The 17,155-nt window shown below is 57.7% G+C and carries 3 protein-coding genes; all 3 read right to left on the bottom strand.

All coding sequences use genetic code 11. From position 1 onward, the window contains the following. Positions 1–268: 268 nt before the first annotated feature. Entirely contained in the window at positions 269–12,379 is a 12,111-nt protein-coding gene (locus JHD67_RS18555) for a calcium-binding protein (protein ID WP_199100682.1), read from the bottom strand. 17 nt (positions 12,380–12,396) lie between these two features. Further along, on the bottom strand, positions 12,397–13,230 hold the full coding sequence (locus JHD67_RS18550) for a hypothetical protein (RefSeq protein WP_199100681.1): 834 nt from the start codon (positions 13,228–13,230) through the stop codon (positions 12,397–12,399). Positions 13,231–13,805: 575 nt separating this feature from the next. After that, the gene (locus JHD67_RS18545; protein WP_199100680.1) at positions 13,806–16,739 is read right to left on the bottom strand and encodes a Tn3 family transposase; all 2,934 of its coding nucleotides are present in this window, start codon (positions 16,737–16,739) and stop codon (positions 13,806–13,808) included. Between the last annotated feature and the right edge of the window lie 416 nt (positions 16,740–17,155).

The following is a 17,155-nucleotide window of genomic DNA, read 5'->3' as shown; positions in this document are numbered from 1 at the left end:
CGCGCTCTGCCTCCCGCAGGATCGTGATGGTCTGCTCTTCGGTGTGTCGCTTCTTCATGGGTTCTCCTTGCCTGTTTAGGGTAGAGAACTCACCTTCAAAGTGGCTACACGTTTCGTCTCAGGTCACCAGGACTACCAGGCATGCTAAGCCACTGTCGACGGGCGCTTCCGCCCCTGATGCTTCCGTCACTGCCCTCTCCCTTTATGCCTTGTTTCTCCCACGGACCTCACCTTCACAGCGAAGGGGAATCTCGCCACTTCATCCGCCTTAATGCATTTGTGCGGCCAACGCGACTGCGTAAGCTTCCGATTCCGTAGGTGGCAAACCGCTTTCGGCCGAGGCTTGTGGGCTGAAAATCGCCATCGCCTCGACCAACTGCGCATGTGCCAAGTCGGCCGACCCAAACGACGACGCTCCCATTGATGCGGGCGTCCTTGGATGAGCATCCATGGACCATGCCGCCATCGTGCGATCCAGCGCGCTCAGCGACCACAATGTGCCATCTTGCAGTTGGATTTCGGCGTTCTTGCTGTGCGTCTTGTCGATTAGCGCCTGCACGCCGCCTTGGGCACTCAAGGCTTTAATCATATCTGCGGCCACACTCGCCGTTCGTCCCAGGCGAACATTTCTTGGTGGCATGTACGATGTCGCGCCGCGATATGACATGCTGCTCTGGGGCGCCACCCCATGCTCGACGGCAGCGCCTGTCGCCAAAGCACTGCTAGGCGTCCAAACATTCACGTCATTCAAGTCACCAGTGACAGGATCCGTCACCGCGTCCGCTCGTGTGTCACCCTCTGTATCGGGTGCTAGCACGATGTCTTCATGCCATTGGAAGCCGTTGAGCGCGGTGCTTTGATAGGTCGCGGTGGCGCTAGGCTGCGAGGTCTGGCCGGGACAATAAGGCGGAGCGAGGCCCTGATCTGACGGTGCTGAACTTATGCCGTTGATGCCCGGAAGCGGACGCCGTGGATTCGAGCGACTGCTGCCCATAGCGTCGCTGAGAGTGAGATGACCTTTAGACTGAATGTTCAGTGACGAACCGCCAACCTTATGCGAGGTCATTGCAGTACCGTAGGTACGGGTGGACCGTTCTGCTGAAAGTGGCGCTTCGAGTACCGTAGCATTCGTAGTCGACGTCCCGGACGCGAACTGCCCATTGATCTGGGTCATCGTCACGGTCGTCCCGTCGGCGAACGTCACCGCGTCGACGTCGTTGCTGATGGGCGTGCCATTGACAAAATGGTTGGGCAATCTGATCGTGCTGGGCTGTCCATCTGCCCCGACGGAGCCGGACAGTGAAATCAGCAGATCATTTCCATCCATGGCATAGGTGACGTTCGACGCAACAACAGACCCCGTAAAGGCGATCGTATTGCTAACCGCCGCATCGTTGGCCACGAGGGTGTCCTGTCCAAAGCCAGAGTTAAACTCGAACGTTTCGGCACCAGAGCCGCCCTGGAAGCTTTCGTTACCGGTGCCGCTAACCAACAAGTCAGCACCGCTGCCACCGGTTAGCGTGTCGGGGCCCGCACTGCCGGTCAACGTATCGTTACCTGCACCCGCCACGACTGACATATCGTCGCTAGCCGCCCGCCAGCTATCGTTGAAATTCGCCTCAGGGCTCGACCCTGCGTACCAAATCGTTCCGTCAGCAAAATCGATCTGCTGGAATGGGGGCGTCGATCCCGCATACCAACCCGCCAGGTCAAGGGTGCTGCCTGCTGACTGCACCAGAAGCAGATCATTGCCTTGTCGTTGCAAGCTGATCGATTCAGGTGAGATACCCGACGCAAAGTTCAGGACGTTGCCGCCAGTCGAGGCAGAGATCGTATCGTTGCCGAGCAGCGAGTCACTGCCATCACCAAGCGTCACCTGTGCGGGTGAGGCGCCGATTTCAATGGCGTCGTTACCATGGCCCGCATCGTCAATGCTAGAAGGCCCGGTCCCCGTCACCAACAAGTTATTGGAGTAATCGTTGCTATCGACACTGAAGGTGTCGCTACCGCTGCCACCCGCCAACGTGACGGCGCCCTCGTCGCTAGCTTCAAGACTGTCGTTGCCACCTCCAGCCGCATACAAGACGTTGGCCACGCTTGATGAGCCACCTACGATATCGTTTTGGTCATTGCTAATTTCGATGGAATGACCTTTTGCCAAGCTCAACAACGTATCAAGTTGGGCAACCGAAACCGTCGTGCCGTCAGCAAACGCAATATCACCACCAGATGGCGGAGCCTGATCCGCCGTAGCTGAATTCCGAACAATAACCTCGCTGAGAGTATTGCCACGCGTTACATCGATGGCAAAGGCCGATGGGTCGAGCGCATGGAACGTCGCGTTCGATACTGACGCCCCCGCGATCTGAATGGTGGAGGTTTGCGATTCCGCCTGCGATGTGAGTACCGTATCGATGCCGGTCCCCAGCCCAATGACATACGTCGTGGTGCCTGTCCCGCCAATGAGTTCATCATTGCCACCACCGGCGACGAGCGTATCTTGCCCGGCTCCAGCGACCAGCGTGTCGTTTCCGCTGCCCGCCGCCAGGGCGTCATTGCCGGCGTCGGCCACCAGCGTTTCGTCCCCGGCGCCGGCTGTAATCGACTCATTGCCTGGCGATGCCTGGACAAGATTAGGCACCTGCTGCAGCAACTGGGTCCAACTCCAACTCGTGCCATCCGCGAACTGAATTGTGGTGAGTGCTGGTTTGCTTCCCCACACCAGCGCATCCGGCAACAGAATCGAGCCACCACCATTGACAACAAGCTCCAGATCCGACGCATTCGGCTCAACCAACGAAACGTCGGCGGCCGTTAACCCGCTGCCGAATTGGAGCGTGTTGGCAGCACCGTTGGAGTCGTCTGGTATGAGCGTGTCTTGGCCGAACCCGCTGTTCAACTGGAATATTTCGTTACCCGAACCGCCCAGGATCGAACTGTCGCCTGTGCCAGCCTCGATGAAATCACTACCGCTTCCACCATAAATAGTGTTTTCACCCGTTCCACCCACAAGTGTGTCGTTTCCACCATCGCTAACCAGGGTGTCTGCCCCTGATCCCGCGACAAGCGAGTCGTCACCGGCTTGTGCAACGAGGTAATCGGCATAGCTGGAAGGCAACTGTGCCTGTGCCCGAATGCCTTGGTCGTTCCAGGTCGTGCCGTCGGCAAAAACGACTTGCTGAACCCCCTGATTAGACGTCCCTTGGAAGTAATTGGTCAGGGTGATCGTTTGCCCAGTGTCCTTGAGAATGAATTCCAGGGTGCCTTGATCATCCGTACGGACGACAGCCACGTCGCTCGGCAAAACGTCAGGCGCGAACTGCAGGGTGCTGGCACCGCTACCATCGAATGAACCGGTGATCGTTTGATCGCCGGTTGAGTGCCCAATGAGGTAGGTTACAGCCCCTCCCTTGCCAATCAGCTGATCGTTCCCCGGGCCAGCCTCCAACGTGTCGCCGGCAACACCCACCAACGTATCATTGCCGTCATAGCCAGCTCCCGACACCACTTGCTCACCGAGCGTGTCTTGCAGCAGAACATTTTCAATATGCCCCGAAGCGGTCCCTGCCCCGACCGGCAGGAAATCCGCGCCCGTCAGACTCACACCATCGGCAAACACGAAGGTGCCACCGCCATCGTTGCCGTGGTCGAAGTAGTTGTCGATCACCAATTGCCGGGTGGAGAACTGACTCGTGCTGGGCAAATTCAGGATCAAGTCCGAGCCATCGGTCGTCACTTGCAACTGCGATGGCGCGACACCTGGCCCAAAGTCGACCACATCGCTGCTATTGAATTGCTCAATGACGCTCGATTGCGCATGCAGCAAGCCTAACCCGGTTCCGGAGTCCGCCGAGAACGCAAACGTGTCGGCCCCCAGCCCCCCAATGATCGTGTTGACTCCCTCGAGCAGCTGATTGTTGAGAACGAAGTTCTGATCTCCCTGATTGCCAAGATAGATCAGGTTGTTGGCATTGTTTTCATCTTCGGTCGTGTATCCACCTTCGGCGAAGACTGTGTCACCACTACCTGATGTCAGGTAATGGTCGCCCGCGGATTGCAAGTACATTTGGTAGATGGTTGCGCTGTTCCATGTGGTGCCATCCGCAAATTGAATTGCAAACGGGTTGAGCGCTTCACCGGCCGCCGGCGAACCGGAAAAGTAATTCTTCAGCGTTATGGTGCCCACTGCCTGTCCACTTGCATCGGTAATCGCAAGCTGGAGATCGGAATCGCTATTCGGTGACCCCGCAACGCGCACCTCTTGCGCGGTGATCCCACTCGAGAAGTTCAATGCGAAGTCGGATGGATCATAATTCACGATCGTGCAGGATCCGGAGCCGGCTTCATAGGTGAAGGTCACCGGCGTCGTCGAATTGGATGTTCCTCCGGCAGTCGGATCCGCGTTGGTGAGCGCATCGTAATCCAATGCCGAGGCATCGTAGAGGACGACAGGTTCGCCCTGCCCAGTCACCGTGCTCGAGCCATTCTGGCCGATCACCTCAAGCTGATTGTGACCAGAACCGGCATACTGATTATCAGAGATCAGTTCGTACCCGTTGCCGCTTACCTCGGATACTGCCGAGGTACCCGTCAGGCTGGCGATTTCGTCGAACAGCTGAGGTGCAGACATGAGGGTCCAGTCCCCATCGCCCGTGGGTGGCGGGGAAGACGAGGATCCACTCGACCCGGTCGAGCCCGCGCCGCCGGCTGCCTGCGCTTGCTGCTCGGCAATGTTGATCGCGTCCTGGTAGCTCCACACCGTGCCGTCAGCAAATTGAAACTGAACGTTCTGCGCGTCCACTGGAATGTCGATGGCATCCGCCCCACCATTGAGAGAGAGCGTGAGCCCGCCCGACTGAGCATCGGAAGTAACGCTGACGTCGCTGGGCGAAACACCGGCCGCAAACTCTATGAAGTTGTCCTGGATATAACTGAGTGAGCCATTCTGGTAGCTATAGCTGCCTGACGAATTGAATGTATCGTGCCCGCTACCGTTACCAAACAATAGGGTCGTTTGAATCGTCGTCCCATCAGCAGATGTGCCCGCGTTAATGACATCGCCGCCGACTCCGCCATCGATCGTGTAGCTCCCGGCATCGTTAGTATCGGTATAGATGGTGTCATGTCCCGCCGAAGCGGTCAGCGATTCGCTACCCGACCACGCATACAGGGCCGTCCCTCCGATGGAGTCGGTCAACGTCATCGGCAAAATATCGCCGGGTGTCCATTGCGTGCCATCGGCGAACTGGATGACGGGATATTGCCCACCATATTCGACGTGCGAGAAATAGTCCGGAATCGTGATGGTTTTTCCGGTGCTCTGTATGGTGAGCTGGAGATCCGCCGGCCCGCCCTCGGCGGTTTCACCAGGTGATACGCTGGCAAGCACACGTCTGACCTGAACGTCGGACGGATCGATGCCCTGTCCCAGCTCTAGCAGCTCGCTACCCGGGCCACTGTCGTTCGGGCTTCCTATGCCTTGACGATAGAGCTGCAGGTCACCAGGCACCAACGTGGCATCGCCATCCCCAACGCTGTAGTCAAAGGTATCGTTGCCGGAGCCATTGACCACAAAGTCGTTGCCTGCCCCGAGTTCGACAAGATCATTCCCTGAGGTACTCATCAAGACATCATTGCCGCCGTCGGCCGCGAGCGTATCTTGGCCGGAGCCGCCGATCAGTGTGTCGAATCCGCTTCTCGCACTTAGAGCCTGGTTCTGCCCCGTATCGTCAACGATGAAACCGTTTGAACCTGCCAGCAAATGCTGCGCCAACGTCTCAAAATTCCAAACGGTACCATCAGCGAAAAGCACGCCGTCCATACTGCCACTCAGCGTGGTTGTCGGTGGAGGGCCTCCACCGCCACCGACCCGCGACATCGGAATGATGGCGGCATGCGTAAGTCGCGGGACCATGCTGCTGGCTGCACTTACTGATGGTGACGTGCTTCCCGGTAGCCACGCCGTAGGGTACGGGAAGGGGCTCTTCAAGAAATTGGAAATAGTGAGCTGCTCACCCGTCCCTTGCAGGGTAAGCTGGAGGTCCCCATTCGAATCGATGCCCACCGTCACCTCGCTTGAGGTAACGCCTGGGCGCATTTGCACATACTGAAAGTTGCCGGCCACGGTGTCGTCACCGTAACCATACCCGTAGAGCACTGCATCACCGGGATTGAGTCCAAGCGTGTCGTTGCCGCCGGCGGGGTCATAGAGCTGAGCCCCCGCCCCCTGGCTCATCATGTTCACTCCGGAGACCTGGGGGCCGCCGTACTGCGCTTGAGCAACAAGGTCGTCGGGACTCCAGTGCGTCCCGTCCGTGAAAGTCATCGAAAAGCTATCTGTATTCTGAGACCAATTGGCAATGTCAATGGCATCCGCGGTGTCTTGGATACGCACCAAGAGATCTCCGCCATCGACAATAATTGAAACGTCTTCAGGGCGGACACCCTCTCCGAACGCGATGGTGTTGCCGCTGGCTAGGGCAGCGGCATAGTCTGGATAGTTCTGCGACTGTACACGCCATTGAGCTCCTTCAATGGTCTGCATGCCATCGCCACGGTTGAAAACGACGGTATTGTTATCGCCGTCCAGCTCAATAATCGATGTCCCTGCGCCCCCATTCAGGGTGTCACTGCCCTGCGCATCGATCGAGTCGTTGCTGCCGGATACAGTGATCGATTCGTTACTCCCGAGCAAAATCCACTGATTGTTCTGCGCGGCTTGCTCGACGGCGGCGACCTGGGCCATTTGCGGTAAGGTCAGGGTTTCACCGTCCGCAAACTGAAACGTTCCTATCGGCACATCACCGTTTGAATCCGCCTTATTGAAGCCGTTAATCGTGATCTGTCCCAGCTCCGTAGCCAAGCCAAGGGTCAGGTTCGCCGATCCGGCTGTCGCACCACTCTGTACGTCGGCGATCAGGTCCTGGGGCGTGATGCCTGTGCCGAAGATCAAGGTGCCTGAATTGGTTATGGCGACGCCGGGGTTGATGAAGGCATTACCCTCGCCGTTCCATTCGTAGGTGTCGGCGCCGCCGCTGGCAATCGTGGCACTGCCCGCACCGAGCTCCACCACGTTCGTGGCGCCGCCGGCCACGATCGAATCGTTACCGCTGCCGCCGATGAACACGTTGCTGCCGCTTCCACCCTCCATGGTGTCGGCCCCCGCGCCGCCGACGAACTGATTGTTCGCCGCGCCGCCAACCATCAGGTCCTTGCCCGCACCGCCATAGAACGTGCTCGCGCCGGATCCCGCGTAGAAACTGTCCGCCCCCGAGCCGGCGTAGAAGGTATCGTTGCCTGGACCACCCAGCATCTCGACCTGCGCGCCGTCGTTCGCCATATACAAGGCGTTGGCCAGTGCGCCGTCAACTGTCTCTTGGTAACTGTCATCCCCCACGTACGTGTTGATCAGCGCGGTCACCTGACTGGGAGTCAAGGTGGTGCCATTCGCGAACGTAATCTGCGCGATGCCACTGGTGGTGAAGAAGTCCGGAATGGTGATCGTGGCGCTTCCACCAAACGGCCCCACCCCTGATGAAGAACCGCTTGAGTCCGTCGGCGGCATGATGATCATCAGTCCGCTTTGATCCGCGCCCATGTAGGCGAAAGTCAGATCGGAAGCAGTAATGCCGGACCCAAACTTCAATACATCATCAAGCGCGCTGGATGCAGCATCAATCGTTTCCGAACCGCCACCGGAGTTGAATACAAACGTATCAGCGCCCGTGCCACCGACGATGTCGGTGGTGCCAGTGCCTCCTACGATGGTGTCGGCGCCAGTACCGCCATCAATGGTGTCATTGCCCGCTCCACCGGTGAGCAAGTTGTTTCCGCTGACGCCAATGATCAACGTATTGCCGGCGCCCGCGGTGATCGTATCGTTGCCGTCAGATCCCCATAGGGTGTCGTTTCCTGTCGGGGTGGGTGTCATCGTCGCAGTCAGGATCTGCGACGCGGTCCAAGTTATGCCATCCGAGAACGTGATGGCGAAATTTGCATCGATACCGCCGGTATCGTTGTTGAAGTAATTGAAGACCACGACCGAGGTGCCCGTCCCCTGGTCGAAAAGCTCAAGATCATGATTGATACGACGCGCAACGACGTCGGAACTGTCGATGCCACCGACAAAGGCGATCGTGTTGGTCGATGCATCGTTGGTCTGAGTAATGGCATTGATGCCGCTGCTCGGTCCAAACGCGAAGTAGTTGCTACCGGCGGCGCCCTCGATGCTGCTGTTATTGGCATAGATGGCCTGATTCAGCACATCTTGGGCGCTAAGCGTCGTACCATCTGCAAAGCTGAACTCCGTCACCGCATGGGCATTGCCGCTCGATGCCGAGAAAAATCCGGGCACATAGATGGTGGAGGGGATATTGCTGCTGTTGGGATCGTTGACGGCGATGAGTAGGTCACTGGGGCCATCACGCATGAAGGTCACATCGGACTCGGTGACACCCGCCCCGAAAGTGAGCTTATCGGTACCCGGTGATGAACTGTTTTCGACAATCGTGTCCGAGCCGTCTCCGGTGTTGAAGACGTAGGTTTCAACACCCGTGCCGCCATAGATCGTGGTGTTACCCGATCCGCCCTCGATGGTGTCGGCTCCCGTGCCGCCCTGGATCGTATCTGCGCCCGCCCCGCCGGTCAGCGTGTTGTTGCCCGACATGCCCACAATCACGGTGTTGTCATCACCGGCGGTGATGTTGTCGCTCCCGCTGGCACCGATGAGCGTATCGTCGCCCCCACTGGGAGTGATGCTCAGCGCGGCCAGTTGTGCCGCACCCCAGGTCGTGCCGTCGCTGAATGTTACCGTGACATTGGGCGCGCCGGCTGCGTTGAAGTAGCCCTCAAGACTGAAGAAATTACCCGTCTGGGTGTTAACGAGTGCCAGGTCGCCACTGCTGTCGGCGCGTACTTCGATGTCGCCACTGGCCACATCGTTCGCGTAATCCAGCGTGATGGATGATGCCTGCTGAGGCGATTGCAGATACTGATTGCCGCCCGCGGCATTGATGATGAACGTCTCAGCACCATCGCCAGCACCATAGGTCGCCTCGCCGCTTCCCACCTCGAACGTGTCATTACCGGTGCCGGCAAAAATCGTGGCCAGACCTGCTGCAACGTCCACGTAGCTATTGCCGTCTCCCGTTTCCACATAGGTTTCGCTGCCGCCGGCCACTACCATCTCATTACCGGTTCCGCCGTAAACGGAAGAACTCCCGGATCCTGTATCGACATAGCTGTTTCCATTGCCGACATGGATAACGTAATTGCCGTTGCCACCGTAGATGACGTCGTTGCCACCGGAGCCGTAGATGACGTCCAAGCCTGAGCCGCCGTAAATGGTGTCCGAATCATGGGGATCCAGATCGGCCCAGTTGGGCGCGGCATACGGATTCAAGTCGGCATAGATAAATTCGTTGCCACCCCCGCCGTAGAGAAGGTTGTCGCCGGCCCCGCCTACCAAATATTCCTGCGCGTAGCCTGGCGTCACCGTAAGGGGATCGCCGCCAATCAGCGTATCGTTGCCACCATTGCCAATCAGATAGTCGGTGCCCGTGCCGCCGACCAGCAAGCTCCCGGGCATCGTAGTAGAACCATCGACACCGGAATCCAACGATGACCCCAGCAAGCCCACATCGGTAAAGGTGTCGTACCCCGTAAGCGCCGCAAACTCGATCTGAAAATCAGACCCGTTGTTTTCTGCAACAGCAGCCGTCGGCGGCATCCATTGGAAATCATAAGCACCGTTGCCCGATGGCGGGGAGAAGTCCTCGTTATAGTTAGCAAATCCGCTTAGCGAGTCATAGAAACTCAAGCCAGCTATGAGGAGTGATGTCGTGGCGTCCGCGCTAGCCCCTGCATCCGCAACGCCAGCTTCGAGTGTGTCCTGGCCTATGCCGCCATAGATCACGTTGTTGCCGGTACTCCCTGTGATGAGGGCATCGGCGCCGGCGCCATCGATATACGTGGTATCGCCGGTGTCCTGCCCATCATCGCCCCCAATGATCGTTTCCTTGCCGGCGTACAGGCCCACGAGCATCTGATCACCAGCACCACCCTGGATGGTGACGCCATTTTGATCGGCCAGCGTGCTTTGCACCTCACCATTCAATGCAGGAGTATCCGCCTCGACGAACACAGTGCCACTGCCAGCGCTGATATACGTGGCGTTGCCATCCCCTTGGATGAGGTAGCCACTGTCTCCGCCTGGGTTTCCGCTGCCGTATAGCTGATTTAGGACAGAACTCCCGCCGATGCCGTCGTCTGCGTAGAAGGAGAAGGACGTCAGCGTTGCGCCCTGAATACTGAATTGATCAGCGAGCGTGCCGGTATCCAGTAGGGAAAGATTTGCTTGGCCAGTGCTGGTGTCTTGATTTGGACTCAGCTGAATGCCGGCATCGCTATTGCCTTGGAAGTTGTCCAGCTCCAGTACACCCGATGTACCGATAGCATTACCCGTTTGCCCTCCGTTACCAGCTACGTCACTACTATTATAAAGCGCAGCCGCTTGCCCAGTACTCACCGCATCGCTGGCATTCGCATCATCGATAAAAAAGCTTAGGATGCTCGAGGCAATGTTCCCCCAAAAACCGCTCGGCGCCTCCGTAGAATTCGAGCCCGTAACCCCATTGGCTGGACCTCCTGATGATAGAGGCGCCAATTGGTAGAGTTGCAATGTCTGGCTACCATCAGAGTTCCAATGTGTCAAAATGAAAAGCTGATCTTTCGAATCGTAGTAAGAGCCTTCTGCAAGAGGGGCGCCTATCGAGGCATTTCCGAGAGACGTCGCCGTTATCGCTAACGTCTTCTGGGTGCCGGTGATACTGTTGACAAGGACAACACTTGATGTCCCGCCGGCGTTTAGATGAATATGGTCACTGTTTCCGCTGGAAACGTAGATCTTGTCGCTACCAGCCCCCGCCCACAGGGTATCGTTACCGCCGATGGCATTATTTGACGCACCGAGAACGATGGTGTCGTTGCCATTACCTATCGCACTTCCAGTAGCATTACCTTCGATAAGGTCGTCGCCCGTACCAGCAACAATATAGTCATTGCCAGAGCCTACGTAGAGTGCATCATTCCCAGTACCGCCGATGAGTGCGTCTGACCCGCTACCTGAGCCATCAAGGGTGTCAGTACCACCTTGGGCGATAAGCAGGCTGGGCAAATAGCCCCCCACATTTAATTGATAGCCATTACGCTGCGACGCGACTAACTCGTTGCCGCCTCCGGCAGCCGCCACCTGAACATCGAGCGCGTCAATGGTATCTGCCGCGAATCCAGCACCCACCCACAGATTCAGGTTCGTATCGGTGATGCTATTTTGTATCAGTGTGGCAGCCGCCGGCTGAAGCGTGTATTCCAATGTTTGGATATTCAGAGCAGTCAATTGCGCTGTGGTTTCGCCAGGCGCCAAAGGCAGCAGGCCGTGCAACTCGGAATTGGCGACACCTATCAGGCTTTTGTAACGATTTTCGTAATTAAAAGCGAACTGGCGATTTGTTAGGGCATTGCTGCCTTTGGTTCCATTAGTATTGCTGGACAGATCAGCATAAATCGACATCGCTTCGTCGCGCGATGGAGCGATCGCACCGCCTGATGTGATATCACCCGAATCATACAACCCGAATATCGTGCTTTCGATATCCCGGCGGATCGCGACACCATTTTGCCCGCCCTGGGGGTTGACGACCGTCAATGCGCCCGCATTCGAACCATAGCGAATCTGAAACCACGCATCTGCGCGGTTGGTCAAATTTCCCAGGGCATTTGCTTTTAAATCAGGAACTATATGACCATCAAAGGGAAGTAACTTCCCTGCGCCATTGAAGAAAAGTGAAAAAATTGACAACCCCTCCCGGCTTGTCAATAAATTACTTGAAATATTGTTCTGACCGAGGAAGGTTTTAAATTGGGCAAGCAGTGAAGGATTGCCGGACGGATCTTTGCCATTAACCCCTGCGACTATTCTTTGATACAAATCCTCAATTTCGTTGTTGCTCAATACCAATTTGCTAACGCCGCCATAAGGCGCCATCGCGCTGGCCAATTTCGTATTGAACGTTTCGAGGTCGGGTCCAATTATTGGTTTTCCGTCTGAGTCATACCCATTGGTCTTTGTGTAAGTGCCGCTTAGGACGCTTGAAACGGCACGTTGCGCCTCGGCAGTTAAATTTGGCAATTCGAGAAAGTAAGGTGTGGCGAAACTGTGCAAGTTGATGCCAATCCCCACGGTCGGGATACCTTTGTCATCCAGGTAAGGAAGTTTTTTGACACCCTCCAATGCTTCCAGCAGCGATCCAACGTTATCGGTAAATGCTTGGTCGTTGCTGATACCGGTTTGGGGCACCAATGGGGTGAGATCGTTAGCCATCGTCTTCGCTCCTGTCCTTATCGCTCAATTCTAAAACTGCAGAGCGTGCCGCCTGTCATCGCTGCATCGATCTTCCCTTGAGCCGGATGCCACCAGAAATTTTCCAGATCCACCCCAAGTTCGACAGATTGGCCGCCTATCGGCATCCATCTATCGTTGACGATGATTCGGACTGGAAATTCATTTTTCCACAGAGCGATTTGCATTCCACTGATAGCACCCGTTGGCACGGGTGTTTGCAAGTCTGAGCTCTCGAAAGCCGCATGATAGGGATGGTCCAGGATTCCCATATAAGGCAAGCGTGAGCAGTGCCGTATGTCCATCAATATGAACGTCAAATTTCGCCTGCTTACCGTCATCGTTGGTGACGTATTTACGTCGTCAGTTAATTCGCTGACCGACAACGTCGTCATGTAGAACGCCAAGTTATGGTCGCGTACCGCTTGATTTGCCGCCTCGCGGTGTTTGGACAGATCGGGCAGCCCATACGGCGCATGCGGCGGTCTGTTAGCAACGATTAGCTTCAGGTACATAGAGGCGGGGTCCGCGACGGCCACCTCATGCCACGACGGAAAGGTGAACCCTTGCGTCTTGGATGGCGGCAACTGGGCAAAGCGGAAGTCGCACAGCTGTTCGTTGGTCATCTGCGGTATGCCCGCAGCCTTGATCATGTCAAGTAGCTGACCGCAGAGCGGCGGCTTTTCATTAACCACCGTTTTGATGGTGGCTGCGCCGACACCCACTGAGAAGGCCCACGCAATAAGTCCGGCCAAGACACGCCCCCAGCCCTGGTGCGTTGTAAAAGGCACACCTCCAACACCGTTTCGCATATGACTGCGGTTAGTGAGCATGTTCATCTCTCATTGGTATGCAGAAGACGGCTCGCAATGCTTCGCTTAAGGCACCCCGAACATTTGTCAGGAAGCTTGAGGCATCGATTGCGCCGATTACGCCAAGGGGATTGCCAGCAGGCTCAACTGGGTCCCTGAGCGCACAGGTCCCGAGCCGTCTGCGCTCGCATGACAACCAATACCGTGCTTAGCGCTTGTTGGCGAGATGAAATGCACTTGGGCCGGCAACCGGCCACTCGCCATGAAAGCGGAGGAGGCGCATTCGCTGCGCGCCACTGCAACATCGCGAGCCATAGGCTGCGCTTCCTGCCAACTGCATCCTTCATGCTGGCCCCTGTATGTTGATCCTCGAGTTGCTCGAGAACGTGATTATTGATGCCGAAACTTCTCCCGGAGGTCAACGGGCACGTTCTTGCGAATTGGCGCTTGTATTCGCGCCGGCATGCGGGGGTTGTAGCAGGCTGTTGAGAAGAACCCAGCCGGTTCTGCTCGAGTGCGGCGGTCGCCTCGGCGGGAGATTGGCGCTGGCAGGTCATGGGCGATTCCGTTCGAACCCGTGGCTGCTACCGGCTGCGTTAGCGGATACTGCGGAATACCGACCTGACGGGCTGGAGGGTGGGTAGCAACCGCGCCATGTACCGCTCGATGGGAAACAGGAAGAGCCCGCGAAAATTCACGAGTCGTTCCTGGATCGGCGCGATATGGCGCAGGTTCTCGGGCACCGCCAGGGTCGCGATGTCCGCAGGCAAGGTCGCGAGCGATTGCTGCATACGCGTGGTGGTCCACGCCATCACGATGTTGCTCAGCAACGTGATGGAGGAGGAGACGCTGGCCAGGCGTGCATTGTGGCTCATCTGATGCCGCGGCACCTTGCCCGTTTCCAGTGCATGCTCTAGCACATGCACACGTTCCCCGTGGTTGAGCGAGCGCAGGATTTCCCGGCGGAAGTCCGGTAGCGTGAACCAGCGGCACAGATAGAGCGTGAGCAGCAATCGGCCGATCTGGACGCCGGCGTCGTACAACTGTTCACCGGCCGCGGCGGAACCGAAGCGGGACAGGATGTCGACGGCACTGGCTTTGCCCAGGTGGGTGGACGCCGCCATGCGGACCCATTCATCCCACACGGACTCCACCTTCTCGGGGTGCGCTCGATTCTTGGCGATCACGCTGCGCAGCCCCTCGGGCACCGTCATCGCCGGGGTGACATATAGTTTGTGCGCGCTCGCATCACGCAACCGGGGGCACACGTCCTTGCCCAGCGATTTTCCCAGGGACATGCCGAATTCGGTTTGACCGTGCGTGTCCACCGCCAGTTGGTTGATCGTGACTGTGCTTTGGCGAAGGACACCCTCCAGTGCCACACCCGCCTGGCGTTCGCCGAGCACGATCGGCTGATCGTAGAAGATGCCCCAGCGGTCATGGATGTGCGTGTAGATGCCAATGGACTTCTTCTTCGTGCGCGGATCGCGGCGTGCCAGCGGGCTGCTCTTGACCGTTTCGCGGCTCATCATGTCCGCCGACGCCAGATCGGCACGCCCCCAGCTCTCGGCGATGGGATGGCCGTGCATGTACTCGAAGACGGCGGCATTGGCTTCGCGCAGGCGCTTTTCTTGGGCCATCCATCGCATGCTCTGATTGACGGCATCGGCAGAAAGACCGGGCATCATCCGCGCCGTATCGGCGGCGGACAACGCGGTGCCGTGGGCTAGAAGACCGGCATACACTAAGCGCAACTCATCGATCGAGCGCGGCTCACGGCCCAGCAGCGTCCAGCTGAAGCGAGTGTGGCTGTCCACCTCCATCATGACGCCCGGCAACTCTTCCGCGCCCATGCGTTCCATCAGTGCATCCCGAAGCACCACTACGGCCTCCGGCACGTCCTCGGCCGGAAGTTTGGGCAGGTGCACACCGGTTCTGTCCACGGTGACGTCACCAGCCTGCGCGGCTTTATTCAGATGCTGAAGCTGCTTAGACACTTCCTCGACCAGAGGGCCGGTGAATTCCTTCGGGTCACGCGGCAGCTTCAAGCGTGCGTAATGATGTGTCCTGTTTCTGGCCCACTCGGCGGGCGAAATCAGCATGCTTTCGCGACTGCGGAAGCTGAAGCTGTGAGCGACATACACGCTGCCGTTCTTCAAGGCACGGCGTAGTGCAAGCAGTGTGGACACCTCGAAGGCCAGCAGGGCACGTTGCCGATCGGGATCTGCAAGCATCTCGTCCCACACTTTGCCGAGGTGAACCGGAATCGCCTCGGGAAGTACCGGCTTGCGCTGCAAATAGATTTCGCGCAACGCATACAGGGCCTGCCGAACCGGGTGTGGCGCCACGCTCTCAAAGGGAAGCGCACAAAGCATCTTGAGTAGCGGGCGCGAGTGGCGGTTGTTCTGAACGAGGAGTTGTTCGCGGGTCAGGTGGGCCCGACTGAGTTTCTTGCCGCCTCCGACCTGTTCCACCACACGCAGGATCGCTGCACGCAGATCCTCTTCGCGAAGGGACCGGTCGAGGGCTAGTTCACGCACCTCCTTGGCGAACGTGGTCAGTGTGCGAGCCCGCGCCTCGGCGGATTGGACCACGGCGCGCATGCCGTTGCCCCATAGGTCGGCTACGTGTTGGCGCGTCATGGCCAGCACCCGGTCCGTGGCCGTGCACAGCGCCGCCTGCAGAAAACACGCGACTTCGATTGTCCGGCGCGTTTCCGCGATGCGCTGGCTGACAGACGGTGGGCGATCCGCCATCGCTTGGGCGTAATGGCGCTTGATGTGATCCGTTACCGAGGGTATGGCGTGTGAGGCGACGCCCAACTGGGTCAAATGCTGAACCCGTTCAAACTGTTCCCGAATCTGCGGGAGCGACTGCCGGCGGGGTGCTTGCGAGAGCCACTCTTGAAAGGAAAGGCCGGAACGATGGGATTCGGCACAGGCCCGCGTCCAGGTGTCGAGGACGTCGGCAGGCACATCGTTGCGAAGCACCCCACTGAGCTCATCTTCCGCGAGGGTCAGCGCCACATCGATGGCGCTCTTCAAGGGACGCTCACCCTCAATCAAGATGCCGTGCTCATACAGCCACGTTTTGACGTGCGTCATCAGACGATGACGATCAAACTCGGACAGCACTTCGACACGCAGGTGGCGTACCAGAGCGCGACGCTGGTGTTCGGACATGCGAACGAAACCCAATATCTCCATCGCAGCATTTTGGTGCGTGAATAAGGTTCGTTGGCGCCGATACAGCGATCGAAGCGAGGCGATATCCGGTGTGGCGATACCTAACGTTTTGCCCAGATGCGCCCATAACTCTGAAGGGACCACTTTGACGGCGGCGAGCACGCTGCCGGTCATCCGGATAAAACCAATCTGCAGTGCTAAACCCAGGCGATGCAGTGAGTCGCGCTTGGCGAGGATGGCGCGTTGCTCTTTGGGCGAGTAGGTGAAGAAGGCATTGAGCTCGAACTGGTTGAGCTCTTTGGGGATCGATCGCAACCCAAGATACGGCGTCTGCCAGTACCGCATGCCTGCCTCTGACCTTTCCGGGGAATGAGGCGGAGACTAACAGCAACCCATTGATTTCAAGCAACTTATTCGTCAAGCATCGAGTATTTTTCCTTGGAAATCAAAGCATTATCCAGCAAGCTCAAGTGACACAATTTGCACGTAAATCAAGGTAGGGCCAAACTGGATTTACAACATGACTGCGTTGCTCATCACCAAGAATCTTGGGCAGACCTCGTCGAAGTTTTGAGCCAACGCAGCCAGCAAGCCTGAGCCACTTCAGGACTACGGCCCAGTTTGTTGGGCCACCGTGGTACGCCCCCGATTCCGTAGACACCTGATAGTGTCTATTGAGGATCGGAGGATCTATGACCAGCAAACGTTTCACCGACGAGTTCAAGGCTGAAGCGGTCAAGCAAGTCAGCGAGCGTGGCTAC

The organism is Dyella sp. ASV21, from assembly GCF_016428975.1.
In the GTDB taxonomy this organism is placed as follows: domain Bacteria; phylum Pseudomonadota; class Gammaproteobacteria; order Xanthomonadales; family Rhodanobacteraceae; genus Dyella.
Note: the sequence above shows the minus strand (reverse complement) of the source record. Positions and strands in the feature narration are given on the sequence as shown.

Bases quoted from the DNA above. Each gene is read 5' to 3' on its own strand.
- JHD67_RS18555 (WP_199100682.1), bottom strand. From the start codon at position 12,379: ATGGCTAACGATCTCACCCCATTGGTGCCCCAAACCGGTATCAGCAAC.
- JHD67_RS18550 (WP_199100681.1), bottom strand. From the start codon at position 13,230: ATGCTCACTAACCGCAGTCATATGCGAAACGGTGTTGGAGGTGTGCCT.
- JHD67_RS18545 (WP_199100680.1), bottom strand. From the start codon at position 16,739: ATGCGGTACTGGCAGACGCCGTATCTTGGGTTGCGATCGATCCCCAAA.